16 protein-coding genes are annotated in these 18,245 nt (G+C 42.3%); 13 read left to right on the forward strand and 3 right to left on the reverse strand.

Translation table 11 applies throughout. The annotated features are described in order from the left end of the window. Positions 1 to 275: 275 nt before the first annotated feature. The 5 genes from R7Z47_RS06690 (at position 276) to R7Z47_RS06710 (ending at position 8,105) form a co-directional block, all read left to right on the forward strand. Positions 276 to 3,941 (forward strand): ATP-binding protein, encoded by a 3,666-nt coding sequence (locus R7Z47_RS06690; RefSeq protein WP_318129911.1) that lies wholly within the window; start codon positions 276 to 278, stop codon positions 3,939 to 3,941. Continuing rightward, positions 3,925 to 5,091, forward strand: coding sequence for an EAL domain-containing protein (locus R7Z47_RS06695; RefSeq protein WP_017821555.1), 1,167 nt, complete (start codon positions 3,925 to 3,927; stop codon positions 5,089 to 5,091). The genes R7Z47_RS06690 and R7Z47_RS06695 overlap by 17 nt, the downstream gene beginning before the upstream one ends. Further along, positions 5,084 to 5,680, forward strand: coding sequence for a response regulator transcription factor (locus R7Z47_RS06700; RefSeq protein ID WP_017635347.1), 597 nt, complete (start codon positions 5,084 to 5,086; stop codon positions 5,678 to 5,680). Before R7Z47_RS06695 ends, R7Z47_RS06700 begins: the two co-directional genes overlap by 8 nt. Before the next feature lie 9 nt (positions 5,681 to 5,689). Then, positions 5,690 to 7,060 (forward strand): GGDEF domain-containing protein, encoded by a 1,371-nt coding sequence (locus tag R7Z47_RS06705; RefSeq protein ID WP_213965852.1) that lies wholly within the window; start codon positions 5,690 to 5,692, stop codon positions 7,058 to 7,060. A 157-nt stretch (positions 7,061 to 7,217) separates the two neighbouring features. After that, positions 7,218 to 8,105 (forward strand): LysR family transcriptional regulator, encoded by an 888-nt coding sequence (locus R7Z47_RS06710; RefSeq protein ID WP_033906494.1) that lies wholly within the window; start codon positions 7,218 to 7,220, stop codon positions 8,103 to 8,105. On the opposite strand, the gene R7Z47_RS06715 is transcribed toward R7Z47_RS06710, so the two are convergent. After that, a complete protein-coding gene (locus tag R7Z47_RS06715; protein ID WP_017821556.1) occupies positions 8,102 to 8,710 on the reverse strand; it encodes a response regulator transcription factor in 609 nt (202 codons plus the stop codon). The two genes, R7Z47_RS06710 and R7Z47_RS06715, sit on opposite strands and share 4 nt — an antisense overlap. Before the next feature lie 683 nt (positions 8,711 to 9,393). Between R7Z47_RS06715 and R7Z47_RS06720 the strand changes: the two genes are divergently transcribed. From R7Z47_RS06720 to R7Z47_RS06740, 5 genes are all read left to right on the forward strand, one after another. Beyond that, the gene (locus tag R7Z47_RS06720) at positions 9,394 to 10,374 is read left to right on the forward strand and encodes a chemotaxis protein (RefSeq protein WP_025998672.1); all 981 of its coding nucleotides are present in this window, start codon (positions 9,394 to 9,396) and stop codon (positions 10,372 to 10,374) included. Positions 10,375 to 10,729: 355 nt separating this feature from the next. Further along, the gene (locus R7Z47_RS06725; protein WP_005390054.1) at positions 10,730 to 11,452 is read left to right on the forward strand and encodes a sulfite exporter TauE/SafE family protein; all 723 of its coding nucleotides are present in this window, start codon (positions 10,730 to 10,732) and stop codon (positions 11,450 to 11,452) included. A 102-nt stretch (positions 11,453 to 11,554) separates the two neighbouring features. Beyond that, positions 11,555 to 12,460: an EamA family transporter RarD gene (rarD, locus tag R7Z47_RS06730; RefSeq protein ID WP_025998671.1), complete on the forward strand. Its 906-nt coding sequence runs from the start codon at positions 11,555 to 11,557 to the stop codon at positions 12,458 to 12,460. A gap of 209 nt (positions 12,461 to 12,669) precedes the next feature. Next, positions 12,670 to 13,056, forward strand: a complete 387-nt coding sequence (locus R7Z47_RS06735) for an MAPEG family protein (protein ID WP_005376510.1) — start codon at positions 12,670 to 12,672, stop codon at positions 13,054 to 13,056. Beyond that, positions 13,050 to 13,583, forward strand: coding sequence for a DNA mismatch repair protein (locus tag R7Z47_RS06740; protein WP_318129913.1), 534 nt, complete (start codon positions 13,050 to 13,052; stop codon positions 13,581 to 13,583). The genes R7Z47_RS06735 and R7Z47_RS06740 overlap by 7 nt, the downstream gene beginning before the upstream one ends. Before the next feature lie 285 nt (positions 13,584 to 13,868). Here R7Z47_RS06740 and R7Z47_RS06745 read toward each other — a convergent pair whose 3' ends face one another. Further along, positions 13,869 to 15,233, reverse strand: a complete 1,365-nt coding sequence (locus tag R7Z47_RS06745; RefSeq protein WP_017635340.1) for an endonuclease/exonuclease/phosphatase family protein — start codon at positions 15,231 to 15,233, stop codon at positions 13,869 to 13,871. Positions 15,234 to 15,627: 394 nt separating this feature from the next. On the opposite strand from R7Z47_RS06745, the gene R7Z47_RS06750 reads away from it, so the two are divergent. Further along, the gene (locus tag R7Z47_RS06750; RefSeq protein ID WP_005376506.1) at positions 15,628 to 15,942 is read left to right on the forward strand and encodes a DMT family transporter; all 315 of its coding nucleotides are present in this window, start codon (positions 15,628 to 15,630) and stop codon (positions 15,940 to 15,942) included. A 79-nt stretch (positions 15,943 to 16,021) separates the two neighbouring features. Here the strand turns inward: R7Z47_RS06750 and R7Z47_RS06755 are convergent, their stop codons facing one another. Continuing rightward, the gene (locus R7Z47_RS06755; RefSeq protein WP_005376505.1) at positions 16,022 to 16,927 is read right to left on the reverse strand and encodes a DMT family transporter; all 906 of its coding nucleotides are present in this window, start codon (positions 16,925 to 16,927) and stop codon (positions 16,022 to 16,024) included. Between the two features lie 169 nt (positions 16,928 to 17,096). Between R7Z47_RS06755 and R7Z47_RS06760 the strand changes: the two genes are divergently transcribed. Together R7Z47_RS06760 and R7Z47_RS06765 are read left to right on the forward strand one after the other, a co-directional pair. After that, positions 17,097 to 17,555 (forward strand): NUDIX hydrolase, encoded by a 459-nt coding sequence (locus R7Z47_RS06760; protein WP_017635339.1) that lies wholly within the window; start codon positions 17,097 to 17,099, stop codon positions 17,553 to 17,555. 104 nt (positions 17,556 to 17,659) lie between these two features. After that, positions 17,660 to 18,232, forward strand: a complete 573-nt coding sequence (locus R7Z47_RS06765) for a GNAT family N-acetyltransferase (RefSeq protein WP_017635338.1) — start codon at positions 17,660 to 17,662, stop codon at positions 18,230 to 18,232. The last annotated feature ends 13 nt before the right edge of the window (positions 18,233 to 18,245 follow it).

Below are 18,245 nucleotides of genomic sequence, written 5' to 3' on the forward strand. Positions count from 1 at the left end.
GATGATGAATCATTCAAGATGAAAGTAAAAAGCTATGGCGTGCAAACCTAAAAGCACACATCCTTTATGTATACCGACTCGCAGTGAATATCCGTCTGGGTGAGAGACCGAACGCAAACGCTGTGTAGTCAAAGGTGGATTGTGTTGTCAGATTGTTCTGACGAATTTTGGTTTTCTGCTTTTATATCAAAGTTTTGTTTTTATTTCGCTGTTGAGCGAAGTTTGACTTTTATCTGACAAAAACTAGTCTGAGCTTCCATTCAGAGGAAGCAGTCATGCTCAGTATTCTTAGAAGTATTACGGTATCGTCCGTCGCCTTAATTTTTTTAGCGAGTTCTTTTTGCTCAGCTGCCAAACAGAGTCCTAAACCGAAGGTCATCGTTGGTGTTATTGCGCAAGACGAAGCTAAAGACTCGTTTGACGGTAGCGTTGGTCCTTCGTACGGAATTAGTCTTGAGTATTTGTCTAACATTACTAAAGCTCTGGATTATGAGTTAGAACTTCGGACTTACAAGCATATTCCGTCTTTACTTGCGGATGTCGAAAGCAAGAAGATTGATGGTGCGGTTGGATTTAGTAAAACAGCAGCAAGAGAAAAGCGTTTCTTGTTTTCGATGCCTTTTTTTTCGAGCACTATCGCTGTTTGGTATCGGAATGCCACTTACCGAGATAGTGATGCGCGTGATCTTAAATGGGTGTGTGTTGAGGGCAGTGTGTATTGTGACAACCTCACTGAACGCGGTATCGATAAGATACATTACGTTAAAACACGTTTAGAGGCGTTTAATGAAGTTAAGCGAGGTAAAGCGAACGCGCTGATTTACACTTATGTTGGTATTACCCAATATTTGGATTTGAATGACATTGTAAAAGGGGTTGTCGATATTCCCAGTTGGTTGAAAAACGAAGAGGTGAGTTTTATCGCTTCGTTGGACAAACAGAGTCTGATCGATGACATCAACAAAATCCTTCAGTGGGAGCAAAATGGAAAAAACATTCGCTCCGTCGCCTCGAAAAATCCTTACCATATCAGTGATAAGTTATTGGTAGATTACCGACGTAATCATCAAAACAAACTAGTGATAACTTACAGCAGCAGTGACGAAGCTTATCCGTTTCTCTACCGAGATTCGCAAACGGGTGAGTTAGACGGTTTCTTTCCAGACTTCATCGACTTATTGCAGTCTCGTACTGGCTTGAGCTTTAAGTATGTGAAACCGACGTCGAGCCTTTCCAATGGATTAACGGCATTTGATGCCGATATAGTCCCCATCTCTTATGTGGGTGAGCTACCTAAGTCAGATTGGTTGTTCACTAAACCATTCATGCACAGTAATTACGTGGCTATCCAAGCGGAGCAGAGCAAGCGCGATAAATCTGCACTGAAAGAAGCGGGTATTCTGCTCACTTTGAAAAAGCAAGGGTTAGTTCATTTGGGCACTTGGCAGCAAGGCCAAGTTGATCATTATGATGATTTGAAGAAGCTGCTTACCGATTTGAAATCGGGCGTTTTGGATGTGGCTTACATTCCTGACGACATCGTTCACAACATGATTGCACAAGATCAAGTCAATGGCTTGGTGATCAATGCGGAGGACGTTTTGACGTTCTCTAATGCATTTGCGGTTGCAAACCACAATACACAACTGCAACACATGTTGAACAGCATCATCGAAACCATTGATTCTAACGAGATCGAAAAACTGCTGCGTTCTCACCGAAGCTTCAAACTGACTTATGGCTATGACTCGGAGCAGATCGCTACATTTGTTGTTGCTGGTTCATTCATATTCTGTCTCATGTTAATTGCGGCGTATTTCATCTTATCTCACATGCGACTTAAAGTGAGGTTAGCCGAATTTAATGCTGACAATGAGGAAGCGGAAAAGCAATGGCTGATGGACATCATCAAAGAGATCAATAGCTTGGTTTTTATCCATAGTGAAAATAACCATATGGAGATGAGTAATTGTGCGAACTACAACAGTAAACAGTGCCAACAATGTAGTTTGAAAAGTGATTCTGCGCACGTTCCTCTAGTGAATAATTTTGATGAACTGACCACTGTTATTGCTGGAAAGCGTATTTCAGAAGAGGTTGCCTCGTCGGGCTGTGAACTTGATATTAAACATGTATATCGAGAACGCAAAGTCATCGCTTCTCCTAGCGGTAAGAACAAGTTTGTACTGACTGTGATTCAAGATATTACCCAGCAAAAAGAACGTGAGCAGGCGTTAATCGATGCGCAAAAAGAAGCGCAAACCGCGGTACGTGCGCGCGAAAACTTTTTGGCAACCATGAGTCACGAATTAAGAACGCCATTGTCGGCAGCACACGGCATCCTCGATTTGCTAAATCACCAAGTGACGACAGATTCAAATCGCGAGTTAATTGACCAAGCCATATGCTCGCTCAATCATTTAAATATGCTAGTAGACGAAGTACTGGATTATTCAAAGTTAGAGGCAGGGCACTTAACCGTCGCCCTAGTTAAGACCGACTTGCTTAAAACCTTGTGCGATGTGTTTCGAAGCTTTGAACCACGAGCGCTCGCGAAAGGTTTGGATTACAAAGTGACAATCAAACCATTTTCGAATGCTTTCATTGAAATCGACGCGCTGCGATTGGTGCAAATTACCACCAATCTACTCTCCAATGCGGTGAAATTCACTGCGGAAGGAGAGGTTGGAATCAGTGTCATTCTTCATGAAAAGCAGCTTATTTTGAAAGTGGCGGATTCAGGTATCGGCATGACGGATGACCAACTCGAAGGTATTCTCAATCCTTTTGTTCAAGCGGATGACACTATTACGCGTAAATATGGCGGCACTGGATTGGGACTGAGCATTGTTGACCGATTGATCGACTGCATGGGCGGCGTGCTCTGCATCGATTCACAATTTGGCTTGGGCACGACGATTACCGTCAGACTGCCAATTGAGCATTGCGACTCTGAGCCAGACGTTTGTTTGAACTGGACGTATAGCGAGAGCTTACCACTTAATATTCGCCAGTGGTGTGACGCGTGGAAAATGCGTCCAGCGACGTTAAAAACAATGGTGGCGAACCTTCACCCTATACACGACAGCGATGCCAGTTTTAATGGCCTAATGCTGCGTGACGAACAAAGGGTACTTGGCAGTCTTACGCTAAGAGAGATTCAATATCCAGATACATTGTTCAATTTGCTCAGCCAAACGCAGCAAGAAACCAAGCTTAGTGACGTAAATCAAGAAGTGGTTTCTTGGGTTCTCGGCACGGTACTGGTCGCAGAAGATAATCCCATTAACCAAAGTGTGATAGCAATGCAGCTTCATGAACTTGGAATCGAACCTGTCATTGTGAATAACGGCCGTGAAGCATGGGAATACATCAACCAAGATGAAAACGTTGTGTTGCTGCTGACCGATTTTCATATGCCAGAAATGGATGGCTATGAGCTTGTTAGGCACGTGAAAAACTCCGAATTTAAAGCAATTCCAATCATCGGTGTGACAGCAGAAGATGCTCGTCTTGCCATTGAACGTACACAGGATATCGGCATTGATGATGTGCTCTACAAGCCCTATGACCTTAATCAATTAAAAACCGTTTTGATTCCATTTATTGGCGAAAAAGAGAGGGGTAGGCTGCCCGGCTGGATTAAACGGTTCAAAGCACAGGACGCAAAAGAGATTGCGCGCGTGTTTAGTCAATCAATGTCTACAGATATAAAAAACTTAAACGCCGCATCGACTGAGCGAGACAAAAAACGGGTCATTCATGGCATCAAAGGAGCGGTTGGGGCGATAGGGGTAAGCATGCTGACTGAGCTTTGCATTGAGGCAGAACGAGTTACTGCTGCGGAGTTTGACAGGCGAACAGCGGAGCTAATTTTACGAATCGAGCAGGAGATCGAAAACATAAACTATTGGGTAGAGACAAATGAATACACAATTTAATGTGATGGTGATTGATGACCATCCGCTACAAACCACAATACTTACGCAAATATTGGATCGCTATTGCGCGCAAGTCATCCCTTTTAACTGTGTGGATGCCGCTATTCAGAGTGTGCAGGAACAACATTTTGACGTAATTTTTTGTGATATCCAAATGCCCGGAAAAGACGGCATCGATATGATGGAAATGCTCGATAAAGTCCAGTACCAGGGGCAAGTTGTACTGGTCAGTGCAATGGAATTGACCATTATTTCTGCGGTAAGAGCCATGTGCGAGGGATTTAGCTTTGAAGTATTAGGGAAGCTGCCTAAGCCATACGATGAAAATGAAGTCGTTGATTTGTTGGGTAAAATAAAAGATGAAAAAGCGAAACAAGTCAGCTTTGCTCAACCTATTGAAGTGGAAGATCAAGAATTCCTGTTTGCTCTGGCTGAAGGGCGAGTGAAAAATTATTACCAGCCTTTAGTCGATGTGCAAAGTGGGGAAGTGCTTGGGTATGAAGCGCTCGCGCGTTGGAATCATCCTATTTATGGTGTGTTACCCCCTCATTATTTTTTGCCAATTGTAGAGCGTTGCCGCCTTTCTGGAGAGTTGTTTCAAGCTGTATTGAGTAATGTTATCTATGACATGAAACACCGCGGATTGACGCAAAACGTATCCATCAATGTAGACCATGAAAATTTAGAAGATACGGCGTTCTCTCATTACTTTTTACAGCAATGTTTAGAGAGCGAGATTGACCCATCACAAATCACCATTGAAATTACAGAGCGAGATACATTTCAGACTAGCGCGTCCCTGTACAAGAATTTACTCAAGTTGAGGATGAACGGTGTCACTGTCTCAATAGATGATTTTGGCACGGGTTCATCAACGTTTGAAAAACTGGCTCAACTGCCATTCAACGAGTTAAAAATCGATCGTTCGTTTGTACAAGGTGTCGAATGCGACATCAAAAAACGCAACATCGTTGTTGCTATTTGCGCGTTAGCGAAAAGTTTGAATATACGACTGGTCGCGGAAGGTATTGAAGACGAAGTCACATTGCAAGCGATACGTGAGTATGGGATTGATCTTTGCCAAGGCTTCTACATTGATAAACCCATGCCACTAGAAGCCATAACCATACTAAATGAAAGATATGAATAAATTGAATTACTTGATCTTTGACGATCATCCTCTCGTTTGTGTTGCAATCAAGTCGTTGTTGGAAGAGTTAGGGAAAACAAATGGGGTATTTACTGCAACATCAGCGAAGATGGCATTACAAATATTGAAAAAGGAAGAAATTCAACTGTTGATCTTAGATGTGAACTTGGCAGATTGCGATGGGTTTGATTTCTACAAACGTATCAAATCCCATGGTTATGAAGGCAAAGTCATTTTCTTCTCCGCTGAAACTAGCCAAATGTACAGCCAAATGGCTTTTCGTTCTGGCGCTGATGGCTATGTGTGTAAATCGGAAAATCACGACATTCTTAAAGACGCGATAGAAGCGGTAGAGAAGGGGTATACCTTCTTCAAATTTAAGCAAGTTGTTAACAGCGTTCGAGAAATGCCACAACTTTCAAGCAGAGAAAGCGCAGTAATGAAGTATTTACTACAAGGAAAGTCCAATAGAGAAATCGCTTCAGTGCTATCAATAAGTGACAAAACAGTCAGCACATACAAACGTCGTCTATTGGATAAATTTAACGTAAAGAACATTGTTGAGCTAACAAGAGTGGCGGGGGCGTAAGACCGCATCATGACACTTAAAAGTATCGCGTTGTCTCTTTTCATCGCAACATTACTATTCGTCACTTCTGTCACAATGATTGGTGCGGTGTTAATTTCTTATGAAGTAAAGCAGTTCAACACTTACGCGAATAATTTAGCCAAAATAAAACAAAAAGTAATTCTCATGGGGCTATTGACGGAAGCGCAGCTCGAGCAATACAAAGGCATGAGCGTGAGTGAAGTAGAAGCGCAAACAGAGCTGAGCTTTCAAGATGCGATTTACTCCCTGTCACGTTATGAAAAACTTAATTACGTTGAAGCTGTTGCACGGAAATCGCTTCATCAGGCTGAAGCGTATTTATCAAATGCGTTCAATCGACAAAATGCCGTTATGTATTTTCGTTCTTATACTGGAAACAAACTCATCTTAGAGAGACCGATTGAAGCGCTAGAGGGAGTGAAAGCCACATTTGATGTTGATTGGTGTAAAAGTAACTATTCTTGTGTGTTAGCCGCGTGGAAAGAGCAACTAACGGACCGGGTATTGTTTTCCCTACCATTTAAAACGACATACTCCGATGACATGGCGATAAGCATCATGAGTCCGGTTTACTTTCAAGGTGAGTTAGTGGGAGAGTTCTCGGAACAATTATACCTCTCACCGCTTTATAATGATGGGAAAGCGGTGGATGTTCAAATAGCGAATGGGAACAAACAAATGGTGATTTATTTCGCTGGCTACCCCTTTCCATCATTCGCGTACACCCAATCATATGTCGCAGACAACAACAATCTTATCGTTTACATGTACCCATTCAGCAAAATTGTATTGGATTACGTGTTCTTGTTTATCATCCTCTTTTTCGTAACCTTAGCGTATTACAACAAAGCTTATGAATCTAAAGAGAGCAAACTTCGCCTCGCGAAAGCACTGACGAACGTGACGAAAGATGATTTAACGGGATTGTTTAACCGCAGAGTCTTTCAAGATAGCGAATTCAAACGTCGTTTGGAAACCGCGCCATATTCCGTCATTGCAATAGATGGCGATAGGATCAAGCGAATCAATGACCATTACGGTCACCATGTAGGGGACGAAGTTATTGGGATTATTGCTGATGCTATGTCTAAAGTGTTTCGAAATAGTGATTATCTAGTTCGAACTGGTGGTGATGAGTTTGTTGCGATTCTGCCGGGTTGCAGTATCAGCCAATCTTCAATATTGGCGAAGAAGCTTCGTAGTGTCGTTAAAGATAACCGACTAAAAACCTTGGATATCGAAGTTAGTGTGAGTACTGGTATCGCGGCGAATGAATTACACGAAACGCTTCAGGACGTTATTGTACGTGCAGATGAAGATCTCTATGAGATGAAAAAACACAGACAAAAGTCTCATTAAGCAGGTCTGGTATTGACTCAATGTTAAGTTACGGAACATAACCATGACATAACTGTTTGATTAATTTGACCAAACAGAATGAGTGGTCTTTTATATTAGAGCAGTCAACAAATAGTGATTGCTCTATTTATTCTCGACCTTACATCTGGTGTCGCACGTGAACAAAGATCTCGACTTAAACTTACTTAAAATACTTGTCTTACTGGATAAGCACCGTCAGCTCAAGCCCGTTGCGAAAGCGATGGGGAAGAGTGAAGCGTCAATTAGCAAATACCTTGCCCGATTGCGACTCCAGCTAAACGATGAATTGTTTATTCGGCATCCTCATCACATGGAACCAACGGACTATTTAAAACGTCAATTACCTAAAATTTCCGATGCACTAGAGAAGCTTGAAACTTGTCTAATTAGAGATGAGTTTGAACCGGAAAATTACGAAAAAGACATCACCATTTGTTTACCGCAAACCGCTCAATACTCATTTGGGCATTTACTTGCAATGGATTTAATGGTGCTGTTTCCCAAGGCGCACATTTCGATAGCAACGATTACAGAGTATACGATAGAAGAGATAATCCTAGGCAAAGTGGATGCGCAGTTACATTACTTCAACGAGGATGTTCCGAAATCTGTTTATCAGAAGTTCATCGGCTATGCACCTGCTGTGGTAGTTGTCCCTGAAGAGCTGGGAATTACCACCCTGGAAGAAGCAGCCAAACTTCCCTTTATCATGTTAGAGATTATCGGTTGGAAAGAGAAAGAGCAGCTCGTTAAGCGTGCAATGGAAAGCCACGGTATGGTCATCAACCGTATTGCGGCTCTAGACAACGTAAGCAGCGTATTGAAGCTAATTAAGCAAAAAAGCGCCGCAACCGTATTACTTGAATATCAGGCGCCAATTGATGGATATAAATTTATAAGAGTGCCAGAGCATTTTTACCCAGATGGCTGGCCAAAAGTGGTTGTACAGGTGAAGCAAAGCTTAAGACATGATGCAATGCACCAGTTGTTAATCGGTGCTATTGCAAAATACATGAGCGCTTAGCGGCAAAACTCAATGTTTTCTGACTGAGGAATAGTATGCAGAAGTTCAATCAACGTGTCCGCATGGTACTTTTTCAGAATACGCGTTTTGTAGGTGCTGATTGTTTTAGCGCTGAGTGAAAGTTGTTCAGAAATCTTCTTATTTGAGTAGCCTTGTACAAGATAATGGAACACCATGGCTTCGCGATTTGAAAGTGTTACGTTACCCGACGATGGTGTGTGAGTCGACTTAAACATTGAGTAACCGCGTGAAACACTCACAATTGCGTCGATAATGGTCTCTCTTGTTTCATGTTTGCTTAAGAAGCCGTTGGCGCCCATTTCGTACGCTGCTTTAGAAAGACTCGAGTAGTCGCGTGAAGAAACAAATAACAGTCGGCCACGATATCCCGTCGCTAAAATGTTTTTGGCTAAACGCATACCATCGCGGTCGCCAAGCACTACGTCTAGAATAATCAAATCAATCTTTTGGCCTCGAACAAGATCCATCACTTCCGCACTGTCAGTGGTTTGAATCACTTCAGCTGCGTTGATTACGGATTCAACTAGAGAAGCAAGTGCTTCGCTATACAATGGTTGAGCGTCGATAATAAGAACATTATTCAAAGTTAACCTCACCTAATACATCAACTAGTGTGCTGTCAGGCGACAGCGCAATTGGATGAATAGGATTGTAGGAAAAACCTTGCTAAGAGGAAGGAAAATGACTCTTTCCAAAAGTGAAAATCAGTGTCTTGATTATGGGAATAGCGATGTCAGGTATTGAAATACCTAGTGATAGGATGATTGCTTAAAACTTACGCTGACAGAAAACTAACAAACTGAAAGTGTTCTTTCAGTGTTCTATGCCTTCAGATTTTCTTGCGATGCCTCTAGCGCTTCGATTTAAACCCGTGTGTTCACAAGCGCAGTTTTATACCATGCCACTTGAAGAGAGCTTGTTATACACCAGGCATGAGCACAGTAGCCAACTTTGTACTGATATCTGTTAGATAGGTTTGGCTATTGACGCTGAACATTACTTCAAATTATTTCTAAACTTTTCATTGACTCTGCCGCTAAAAGTGGAGGTGTTAATTCGCACTTTGGCCACTCATAATGTCGTGTTCAAAAATGAGACAATTTTACATGGTTTGGTATGGAAATGTGCGTTAGCCGTCCTTTTGATGGTTTACAAATTTTGTTGTAACGACTACAAAGGACTTTTGGATTTTTAGCCAGAGAACGGCTTCTCATGGCGTTTGCATCAAACTTTTCTGATGCGTATTTTTGGTTGGATAATTGGCTTTATGAGTAACGTAACCAGCACCATTTTGACAGAAAGTGGTACCAATGAGCTTGAAATCATCGAGTTTCATTTAGAAAAAACATTGCCAGATGGCAGCACAAAAACTTGTTATTACGGCATTAACGTTGCGAAAGTACGAGAAGTGATTCGCGTGCCAGAAACAACCGATTATCCAAACGCACAACCTCATATGATTGGTGTGTTCTCATCCAGAGATGTACTGACGCCTTTAGTGGATTTAGCTGGTTGGTTAGGTGTGCCAACACGACAAGATCTGGAGCGCAAGTTTGTAATCGTTACGGATTTCAACAAAATGACCAATGGCTTCTTAATTGACAGCATTTCGCGTATTCATCGTATCTCTTGGAATGATGTGGAATCACCAAGTCAGTTTTTGGAAGCGGGCGAACAAGATTGTGTAGTAGCCGTTGTCCGTAAAGAAGGCAACCTGATCATGATTCTCGACTTTGAAAAAATCATCGCAGACATCAACCCAGAACTGAGTATGGAAAAATACGATGTGAAAGGGGACAAGTCGGTGGATCTCAACCAGAGAATGGTCGGTAAGCGTAATGCTAAAACGATCATGGTGGTGGATGACTCAGCATTTATTCGCTCTTTGATCCAAGATACATTAGCTTCTTCAGGTTACAATGTGATCACATGTAAAGACGGTGGTGAGGCGCATGAGAAGTTGATGAGCTTGATCGAGGTCGCGAAAGAAGAAAACTTGCCAGTTAAAGAGCTATTAGATGCGGTGGTTACGGACGTAGAAATGCCTCGAATGGATGGTATGCACTTAGTGAAGAGACTACGCGATACCGAAGCGTTTCATGAAATGCCGATCATTATGTTCTCGTCATTGATGAGTGAGGATAACCGAGCGAAAGCACTATCTCTTGGCGCAAATGATACGATTACCAAGCCAGAGATTGGCCGCATGGTGAATATGATGGATAAATACGTGTTTAACTTTGCGTAAAAAACCGATCAGATGAAACAAATAAGGCTGCCGATTGGCAGCCTTATTTTTATTGAGGGCAGGGAAGAATATCTAAGGTGTAACTCTCGTTTGGAGTCTGCGGTGGCCCATATAAAATTCCGCTGAAGAAATGCTGCGTGAACAGGCGAGCATGAATCCTCTTCGATGTAAGCAAACATGTACATCAGCGGAATGAAATACAAAATGCAAATGAGGGCGAACCGCACAAATGGATTGTCTTTTTATTCACTTTGATGAATGCTACGCGGAATTCATATCGCAGTGTGCCTGAGGCATTCATCATGCGAATGTGCTTTGGTTTTGTGTTTATTTTTCAAATATAAGAATAATCTAAATGGAATTCGATTCGATAAACTTCCTTGCAATAGGTTTGATATTTCTTGGCTCTTATGTCCAGACCGCAATCGGTTTTGGCTTGGCTATTGTTGCCGCACCTTTACTGATTCTTTGGGCGCCAGAATATGTTCCTGCGCCAATCTGTTTAGTCGCGTTATTTATTTCGTTGATGAATGCGATGAAGCACCGCAGTAGTGTTGAGATCGGCGGCTTAAAGATGGCGTTGATTGGGCGAGTGCCGGGATCAATTGCTGGTGGCTTGCTACTCTTTTTTGTATCTACACAAACTCTCACGCTTTGGATTGGTTTGTTGGTGCTGTTTGCAGTCTTGGTGAGTGTTTTACCGTTTCGGGTTGAGCCTACGCCTTCGCGTATGACATGTGCTGGTTTCTTTTCTGGGTTGTTTGGTACCAGTTCTGCGATTGGAGGTCCTCCGATGGCGTTATTGTTGCAGCATCAAGAAGCGAATCAGTTACGCGGTAATTTATCGGCTTTTTTTGTTTTCAGTTCGATTATTTCACTAATAGTACAAATCCCAGTGGGCTTCTTCACATTGCATCATTTGGTCATTACTATTCCTCTATTACCTGCTGCGGCGCTTGGTTACTGGCTAGCAATGAAAACTACCCAGTCGTTACCAAAAGAAAAGATTCGGTTTGGGGCACTTATGTTGTGTTTTGTGAGTGGCTTTACCGCCGTCGTACAAGCGTTGAGCCAATAATGCCATCTGCATCATAAAGTCACTGCGGGATTGCATTCCTTTTTATGTATGGCGGACTTGTTTACTTACGCCAAATTGGTCGTTTAGATGGGCGATAGTTTTATGAATAACACTCGTTATGGCACTTTTATGGCAGCATTCTCCTTTGTGATCTGGGGATTGCTACCAATTTATTATCGTTATTTACCAAATGCTTCTATGGATGAGTTGCTAGCATGGCGAATCATTGGGTCTGTACCTGTCGGGTTTCTAATTGTACTTGGGATAACCCATCGAGGGCTGAATTGGAAAGAAATCTGGCTTGATAAAAAATCCTTGTGGTACACGTTTGTGGCGAGCAGTTTGATGTGTATTTCTTGGAGTGCGTTCACTTGGGCTTTGACCCATCATCGGGTCATCGATGCCAGCTTAGGCTTCTTTATTGGACCATTAGTATCTGTTGCACTGGGCGTATTTATTCTTGGGGATAAGCTCTCAATAGGCAAGCTTATTGCAATCGTGCTGGCAACAATTGGTGTTATGTATCAAGTGATTCACTATGGTCAGCTACCCGTTATCGCACTAACGATGGGGTTGTTCTTTGCTTTGTATGGGCTGTACAAGAAGAAGATAAATTATGACTGGAGTACAACCTTGTTTGTTGAGGCGTTGTTACTGACTCCAGTTGCACTCGCATATTTGCTCTATAAACAATGGGCAACTGGTGAACTGGCTTCGGGCACAGATACCACAACATTGCTTTTGTATTTTGGCAGTGCACCTATCACACTTTTACCACTCGTATTTTATTCTATCGCAATACGTATAACTAATTTATCAACCGTCGGTCTAATGCAATACATCGAGCCAAGCTTGCAGTTTGTGTTGGCAGTTATGTTTTTTGGCGAGTTGTTTGACGAAGTGAAAGCGGTGACCTTTGCATTTATTTGGGTAGGGCTGTTGTTCACAATTTTTGAAAGTATTATCAAAGGGCATCGGCGCAAAAAGCTGGTCAAACACCCCTTATAGTGGTTTCAATATTCTCACATATTAGCTTCTTTATTCTTATGCCCTCCATTCGAGGGCATTTTTAATGTCATGAAGCATTGGCTTTCGTTTTTTGCCCGAATAGAAATCATAACTTGAGATTATTTGACGCATTATCATAATGATACCGCTATAGTTATAGCCAAGTGACACGCTTATATAAGTGAAAACCAGATCAAGAAGGACGACATATGATCACAGCTCTGTATGCCAACATTCTCGCAATACTCATTATTTGGTTGGCTGTTCAAGTAATTAAGCAACGTCGCTTAAATCAAATTGCTTATGCAGATGGTGGGGTAGAGGCTCTACAAATTGCTCGTAGTGCCCAGAGTAATGCGACAGAATATATCCCCATCACCCTGATTTTAATGGCACTTTTAGAATTCAATAGTGCTTACCCAACATGGATACATCTCACCGGTATTATTTTTGTAATTGGTCGAGTTATTCATGCTAAAGGCATATTGAAAAAAGACTTGAAAAAGCGCATTAGAGGGATGCAGGTGACATTTCTGGTGATACTTTCATTGGTTGTGTTAAATATGATTTACCTGCCATACGATAAGTTATGGTAAGTCTGCGACGTTACATTCCACCACCTTGGGTACTCGTTCTGATTGGATTAGTACTGAATATTGGCGCGATCATCGTTACTAGCTTAGTCCTTGATAAGTTGGGTAAACAGCACTCGCAGCTCGCAGAGCAAACAGCAGAAAACTTGTATTCCATCCAACTCGCATGGAACAGTGTGGAAACCCTAGAAAGGAAAAGAGAAGCTTTACTGCTGCATGTGCACATAAGTCAGAGCGTAGCGATACCTTTAGAGCTAGAAGAGGTATTAGCAGGTCATTTATCTTCTTGGGTTCATAACGAGTCGGATGAAATAAAAATTGATCAACTTCCTCAACTAATATCAAAGATAAATCAGGCACAAGCTTCGTATAGAGACCGCATCGATAATTACTACATTGAGAATGTAGAGCTCAATGAGGTAATGGCAAAGCAGGATGAAAAGATCGCTTGGTACAAGAATATCGGACTCTTCTTACAAGTATTCGGACTTGCGTTAATCCTTGCACGCGACTTAGCTAGGAAGCAATAAAAGCAAGAGCTAAAGATCAGGTTTATTGCGAAATGCCAATGGTAGTTTGCAAATTGCAATTTATTCTGTGAGCAAACAGTAGCTATTGGTTAAGTTTTAATGAAAGTGATTAAATAACAACCTGTTTTTGTGCACTGAAAAGTTGGCACGTCTCATGCTTTAGTATGAGTGACCCTTTCTAAGCCGAGGGTCACCTAGCCAACTGACGTTGTTAGTGAACCATCTTGTTCACAAATATATACAGCCAATCACGACTCCTTGTGGTTGGCTTTTTTTTTATGCAGTCTAGAACTGTGCTTTAATCCAGATCATGCGATGGTCGGAAGATACATCCTTACCATCACCATACTTACCGATACGTGCATCGTTAAATAGTTTACGGCCTTCTTCATAAGACGCTGACCAGTACACACCAGAGTCTATTACATTCAAATTTGCTGAAGGCAAGGCATAGTCTACCCCTAAGCCAAACGTTGAAGTGATGCGATTCGGATATGGGTGAGTTGAACTGCGGTCAACAGCGTGTTCAGCTGCACCAAAGCTTGTTGGGTAAAGCTCACCATTCATCACGGTTTGGTTAACTAATGGATCGTTATGCAGCTTCTGCATTACAGAGCTAATGCCGTCACCAGCCACTGGATCAAGGTTTTGATCACCCATCATTACGAATTTAGCGCCGTTCGTTAAGCCACCTGTTTTACCCGCATCGTCGTAAAAATAGTCTTTGCCTTGAATGTAATGATGCCAAAACTCCACTTCTGCTGCGTTTTGCGCTTTGTTTTTACCGGTGTCGAATACTGGTGGAGTAGGATGAGACATCAACAAGTGTACAACTTCCTCGCCATTGCGAGTTGGAATGATGATTGGCGCGTCGACGTGATTTTTCGAAGATAGACGCACTTGATCCCACTCTTCCGCTGAGTACCATTCATCACCACACTTCATGCCGTCTGGAATCTTTTGCGAACCGTCACAGATAGTAATGGTTGGAATTGTCGCACCTTCCATATCTTTCCATTTAAATGCTTGGAATGTACGTGTGTTTGCTGTGTCAATTTTATACTTAGACATAAGGGCAAATGCATATTGACCATGGTACATGCCAAAGCCCCATGCATCACCTGGCATTTGACCTGCGGTTCCGTTGTTGTCGAGATCAAACTCACTCAACAACCCTGTATTAGTTGAATAAGATTCAGCATAAGGGTATTCAATAGGCTCAAGGTTTGCTTCACCGCCCGCGCCATCGATACTTTGCGCGACAGACAAGTAGTTCTTCTGGAATCCTTCAATGGCTGCTTTGTTTTCGCCTGTTCCGTCGTTGTTGTATTCCGCCATCATAAGAACATCAGGACGATTCTTTTGAATGATTGCTGCAACGTTACGAATTTGAATGACTTTTTCCGCAGTGGTTTTGTCTTCGGCTGCGATTGAACCGTCTAAATAAGAGGTGACCAACGCAGCTTGCTGCGTTGGTTCAATTTGCATTTCATCTACCAAAGTTTCGAAGGTAGCGCGGTCAAAAGAGAGGTTGTAAGTCGCTATTTTTACTTCTTTAGGCTGAACATTGACGTATTCAGTATCGTCATTACATCCAGATAGTAGAGCGGCGCCAACAAGGACAGCGATAGAGGTTTTGATTGCTTTCATGGGTACGTCATACCTTATAATTAATTCGGCTGAATATTAAAGTCATCAGTCATTGTTTTAAGCGATATTAGTCACACAAACGTTTTCATATTTACATGTTCAATTAGTTTTTGTGTGATTTGTGCAATAAATGCAACACTTTCAACACCAGAAGGTTATATGTAAATTGTTAAAAAACGGTGTCGTTATTGATGCGAAATAGAGAGTCCGCCACCGTTAAAAAGAAAAGCGTAGAATTTAAGCGTGCATGAGATGTTTGAGTTGTATGCTTATCGCCGTGTTTTATTTTTTATGTTCAAATTTCTGTATATAATAAGCAGTCAATCAGAAGTGAGGACGACCTCACCGCTCTATCTTTTCTCGGGGACGACCCCATCTCGTTGGGAAATGTGACATGGCTTGGGGAATTCTCTTCATTGCGGGCTTGTGTGAAATCGCATGGGCTGTCGGTCTTAAATATTCACAAGGGTTTACCAAATTCGGTGCTTCGGCATTCACTATTGTCTTTATGTTATTGAGCTTTTGGTTGCTTGGCATTGCGTTAAGAACCTTGCCTTTAGGCATTGCTTATGGCGTATGGGTAGGGATTGGCGCAATAGGCACGGCAGTCGTGAGTATTTATCTGTTCAATGAGCCAGCAACACTTATCAAAGCCTTAAGCTTGCTAATGATTGTCGCTGGTATCGCAGGGTTAAAAATATCAGCTTAACGTTAGGCTAAACACAAAACAGCCAGAGTCACTCTGGCTGTTTTTCTAAATGTCGTGTTTACGGTTCTGGGTAGGTATATCAAGCGTTGCGCTTAATAAAAGGTAACCGTAAGTGATGACCAAACGCATTAATTAATGCGCCTGTAACAATCAGACCGCCACCGACGTACGTCCAAATGATCGGAACCTCGCCAAAGAAAATGATGCCTAACAACACAGAAAATACGATCTGGATATACGAATAAGCGGAGGCTTTACCCGCTTGTTGAGTTTGCATCGCTTTGGTTAACCCCAATTGCCCAATTTGGGTAAAGACACCAACTAGAACCAACATGAAAGTCAGATATAGATCGGGCATTACAAAATCGTCGCCAATCAGTAAGAGTGAAGCGGGGAGAGCAACCAACGGGAAATAGAAAATGATCACTGAGCTGTCTTCTGTCTGACTCAGTTTTCTGACAATGACGTAGGCAATTGAGCTACCAAATGCGCCTAAGATCGCAATCATGACGCTAAACATTGGTAAAGCGCTATCTGAGCCTTGCCCAGTTTCTGGGCTTACCATGATATAGATGCCGAGTAAGCACAACGCAATACAAAGGAAAGTTGACGGCTGGATGCGCTCTTTCAAGAAAAATACGGCGAGTAGTGCAGTAAATACCGGATGAATATACTGGAATATCGTCGCTTCTGCCAAAGGTAAGGTGGTCACTGAATAATATACACACATCAGAGCCATCGTGCCCACAGCACCGCGTGCAAATAGTAATGGCTTATTATTGCCCCATACAGAAATTCGTTTTCGCTTTACATCGAAATAACTAATGATAAGTGAAACGAGCGCTCTTGCTGCAACGATTTCAAAAACGGGGATACCGTAGTTGCCGACGTGCTTTACTGTAGCCGACATCAGAGCAAAGCCGAACGCGGAAAGCACCATAAAGCGCACACCGATGGGAATCATAGTGTTGAATGAATTGGACATTTTACTGCTCATTTGTTGCGACAGATCTCACTTTAGCATACTTAGTTAGCGATTAAATCCTCTCAACTCAAACACTTCTGTCGACAAGATGAATAAACAGTAGAATACGTAGCAATTAATCTGCCTCTCTTCAGCGTAACAATAAAAACTCGATATTTAAGGAGCTTACATGATCCCGATAAAAGCAACGCATGTTTCAGGCGTTGTCATTTCAAAAATTGATGGCATAGAAAAAATGCTGTTACTCAAACGCGTAAAAGGTGGCTATTGGTGCCATGTTGCAGGTGGTATCGAAGCGGGTGAAGCCGGGTGGCAAACCATTTTAAGAGAGTTAAAAGAAGAGACACTAATTGACCAAGTTGAGTTACATACAGCAGACTTTCTAGAGCAGTTCTACGAAGCAAAAAATAACCGTATCATGGTTATCCCATGTTTTGTGCTATTTTGTCCGCCTAACCAATCAGTTGTTCTTAACGAAGAGCATACAGAGTATCGCTGGTGTACGATTGAAGAAGCTAAGCAGCTGGCTCCGTTTGCCAATCAGCATCACCTCTATGAACATGTATGGAAGCATTATGTAGATGTGGCATCACTAACGCCATTTACGCTGATCGATCAAAAGGGCTAAATGAACGGCAACGGCTTTGATTAGTTTTTATAGAGAGGTTTGTTCTCATAAAATGAAGCGTTAGGATTTGCGCTGAGCGTTCACAATAAAAAGGAATAACATCTATGGATGAAGTCACATGCCAAGAGACGTATCAAGGAAATCACTTACAGAAGCGTTTTTCCGTCTCGCAAAGGATCTCAATTGAGCCCCTTAATACGAAACACGCGTCCGCTTTACTAGAGGTTGTGAACACTCACCGAGAGAGCCTTGAGGGCTATCTACCTTGGACGGATTCTGTCACGAATCATCGAGAGGCCGTGAACTACATTTCCCAGCGAGTGAACAGTAACGCGCTGGATTCCCACTGGTGTGCAATTTATTTTGATGAGCAGCTTACGGGTGTTATTGGCATTAAAGGTGTGGATTCACATACACGTGTTACTGAAATTGGCTACTGGCTTGCTAACAATGGGCGAGGCCATCGTGTGATTGATCAAGTACTCGCAGTATTGATCCCTTTCTTGAAGAAGAAAGGGCACGCACAATTCATTCAGTTCCATTGTATGGAAGATAACATCGCTAGCATCAATATTGCTGAGCGTGCAGGCGCCACATTAAAAGAATACGTTGATCATGAGTTCGATATGCTTGACCGCTCTCAACGACTAGGCATTTATGAACTACGTTTGACGTAGTATCCACCCTAGA

The sequence above is a fragment of the Vibrio sp. 1641 genome (assembly GCF_033339995.1).
In the GTDB taxonomy this organism is placed as follows: Bacteria; Pseudomonadota; Gammaproteobacteria; order Enterobacterales; family Vibrionaceae; genus Vibrio; species Vibrio alginolyticus.